Raw genomic sequence first — 3,256 nt, 5'->3', positions numbered from 1 at the left:
CCCTCCCTGTACACCAATATGTCGGGCTTGCCCTCCACGCTCTGCCAGTTGCCGCAAATCTTCTCTCGGACATCCCTGTTTTCTTTCATTACCGTCTCGCAGGCTTGCAGCATCAGCGATGCCAAGCCAATCAGACCGCCGCAAAGCAGCAGCCGTTGTGATTTTGTCAGTTCAATGTTCATTTTCTTCATTCTTGTTTTTTAGTTGGTAAAAATGTGTCCTTCCCTCATACGCCGTGTGAGGCAGGACGCTGTTTCATTACTGTTCCTCTTCTTTTCGCCTTTCCGCTATCTGCCGTATGGCGGCTTCCATGTCGCCGCCCAGCTTCTCTGCCAGTTCGCGGACTTCCATCTTCTCCGTTTCCTCCGTCGTGTAGGCGAGGTACTCGTGCATGGACACCTCCGTGGCGTACACCGCCGACTGCGTGCCGCCCAGCCCTATCCAGACTTCCTTGTACCGCCTTGACGGGTCATTGGACTGGTTGATGGAGAGTATCTGCGACTTCTCCTTTTCCGTCAGCCCCAACAGCCCCTGTATCTGGTCAAAGCGGTTCATAAACTTCCGTTGGTCGAGCAGTATCTTGCAGTCCGAGTTGTTGATGATGCTTTCCTTCACGATGGGCGACGAGATGATGTCGTCCACCTCCTGCGTCACCACAATCGCCTCGCCGAAGTATTTTCTGACCGTCTTGTACATATAGCGCAGATAATCAGCCATGTTCGCCGAAGAAAGGGCCTTCCAAGCCTCCTCCACGATGAGCTGTTTTCGGACGCCTTTCAGCCGCCGCATCTTGTTGATAAATGCTTCCATGATGATAATCGTAACCACCGGGAAAAGCTCGGCATTATCCTTCACGGAATCAATTTCGAAGACCACGAACCGCTTGTGCAGCAGGTCGATGTTCTCCGTGGAGTTGAGCAGGAAGTCGTACCGTCCGCCCCGGTAATACTGCCGGAGAGTGGTCAGGAGGTTGTCGATGTTGAAGTCCGTCTTCGCCACCTTGATGTAGCGTTCCTCCATTTCCTTGCGGTACACGTCCCTCATGTACTCGTAGAACGAGTTGAACGACGGCGCGATGCTCCTGTCCTGCTGGATTTTCAGGATGTATGCGTTCACCGCGCTGCCCAGTTCCGCCGACTCCGTTTTCGTGGCGGGTTCGTTCTCGCTTTTCCACAGGGTGAGCAGCAGCGTCTTGATGCTGTCCTTCTTCTCCACATCAAACACCCCGTCGTCCGTGTAGAACGGGTTGAACGAGATGGGCTTTTCCTCCGTGTAGGTGAAGTAGATGCCGTCCTTTCCTTTGGTCTTGCGGTGTATCATCTCGCACAGCCCTTGGTAGGAGTTGCCCGTATCGACCAGCACCACGTGGGATCCTTGTTCGTAATACTGCCTGACAAGGTGGTTCATGAAGAATGACTTGCCGCTTCCCGAAGGGCCCAATACGAACTTGTTTCTGTTCGTTGTCACGCCCCGCTTCATCGGCAGGTCGGAGATGTCGATGTGCAGCGGCTTGCCGCTGATACGGTCCGCCATGCGGATGCCGAAGGCGGAGGGCGAGTCCTTGTAGTTGGTCTCGCCGGCGAAGAGGCACACCGCCTGCCCGATGAACGTGTGGAACGCTTCTTCCGCCGGGAAGTCGGCGGCGTTGCCGGGGATGCCCGCCCAGAACAGCGTCGGGCAGTCCGTCGTGTTGTGGCGCGGCACGCAGCCCATTGAAGCCAGCTGGCTGCCCACGTCGTTCTTGATGCGTTTCAGCTCCTCCGCGTCGTCGCTCCACGCCATCACGTTGAAGTGGGCGCGGACGGACTTCAGTCCCTGCGAGTGCGCTTCGTTCAGGTATTCCTCGATCCACTCGCGGTTGATGGCGTTCTGGCGGCTGTACCGTGAGAGCGACTGCATGTTTCTCGCCGTTTTCTCGAAGCGGCGCAGTTCCTCGTCGCTGTTGCCGATGAAAACGTACTGGTTGTAGATGTGGTTGCAGGGAAGCAGCAGACCCACGGGAGCGGCGAACGACAGGCGGCAGTCCGAGCGGTCGGTGGAGAGCCGCTCGTAACGGCTGTCCGTGGCCACCGCTGCGGGCAGGTCCTCCGTGTCCGACAGGGTGTGCAGGCACAGGCGGTTGTCGCCCACGCGCATCTCCCTCGCCGACATCTCGATGTCCTCCAGACAATCCACCTCGTTAAGCGAGAGGGCAAAGTAACGTCCTATAATGCCTGTCTCTTTCTCCGTGCCGGTGATTTCGTCATCGGAGAGCCGGCGCAGCCTGATGTGTCCCGAATCGTTCATGATACGCGCGAACTGTTCCACCGCCTCGATGAACTTCACCGCCGTTTCCTTGTCCTGTATCTCTTTCGGCACGATATGCCCACGGCACAACGTGTTCCAGTTGCTCTGCTGCCTCATGCGTTCCTTCGTGGTCTTCGTCAGAAACAGGTAGCATTTGTGGTGCAGGAACGGGCGTTCGTTGAAGTGCATCTCGTAACTGCGGGCGAGGAAGCCCATGCCCTCCCTGCAAAGGTCGGGGCGGTACCGTTCCTTCACGTACCAGTCCTGCTTGTGCAGCACCGAATAGTCGGGCAGCACCTTTATCGCCTTGCACCACGTGGCGTGGATAGCCTCGTATTCCTCCGCCGTTACGGTATAGACCTCCGGCAGCTCCACTTCGAAGGCGGCGGTGATGTCCGCGTCCTTCGAGACGATGCAGCCGTGCTCCACCGAGAGCAGCGGGAAGCGGCTTTCCAGCGTGGTGGCTTTCATGATGTTTCTCATACGTTTCTTCCTTTCTTCTTTTTTCGTCTTAATAGATTGGACACCCGTCGGCGGTGGAGCACATGGCGGGGGCGCATCCGTGCCGCGCCCAGCTTCATCAGCCCGTGTTCGCCGTACTTCGCGTTCAGGCGGAACGTGAGCCACACGGTGGCGGAAGCCGACACCATACCGAAGCCGATGCAGAGCCACTGGCCCGCGCCTGCCATGTACAGGATGATGAAGAGGACGAAGGCGGCAAGCAGCCCGCCTGCGAAGATGAACAGGTATTGCGCCTTCAGCCCCTTGAACTCCACCGGACGGCCGATGCCCTTGTTGATGGGGTATTCAGCCATTGTCCTTACACCTTATTATATATGTATGGGAATGTACGTTTATTAAAGGAAGAACGAACGGAGAATCGTCGCGCTCACAATCAGGAAGATGCACGCCCCGAACCAGCTTGCTGCGGTCTTCGAGGTGTCGGGGTCGCCGGCGCTGAACTTGCCAT

At 57.3% G+C, this 3,256-nt stretch carries 4 protein-coding genes; all 4 read right to left on the bottom strand.

The window, feature by feature from the left end; genetic code table 11:
• The coding region (locus tag B5F34_RS17025) for a DUF3876 domain-containing protein (protein WP_140393028.1) at positions 1 to 182 on the bottom strand (182 nt) is incomplete at its 3' end.
• A gap of 76 nt (positions 183 to 258) precedes the next feature.
• Entirely contained in the window at positions 259 to 2,769 is a 2,511-nt protein-coding gene (locus B5F34_RS17020) for a TraG family conjugative transposon ATPase (protein WP_087340938.1), read from the bottom strand.
• Entirely contained in the window at positions 2,766 to 3,101 is a 336-nt protein-coding gene (locus B5F34_RS17015; RefSeq protein ID WP_087340937.1) for a DUF4133 domain-containing protein, read from the bottom strand. The genes B5F34_RS17020 and B5F34_RS17015 overlap by 4 nt, the downstream gene beginning before the upstream one ends.
• Before the next feature lie 42 nt (positions 3,102 to 3,143).
• On the bottom strand, positions 3,144 to 3,256 hold a 113-nt coding region (locus B5F34_RS17010; protein ID WP_140393025.1), incomplete at its 5' end, for a DUF4134 family protein.

Source organism: Mediterranea sp. An20, assembly GCF_002160055.1.
Classification (GTDB): domain Bacteria; phylum Bacteroidota; class Bacteroidia; order Bacteroidales; family Bacteroidaceae; genus Bacteroides; species Bacteroides avicola.
This window is presented reverse-complemented; position numbering and strand designations above follow the sequence as displayed.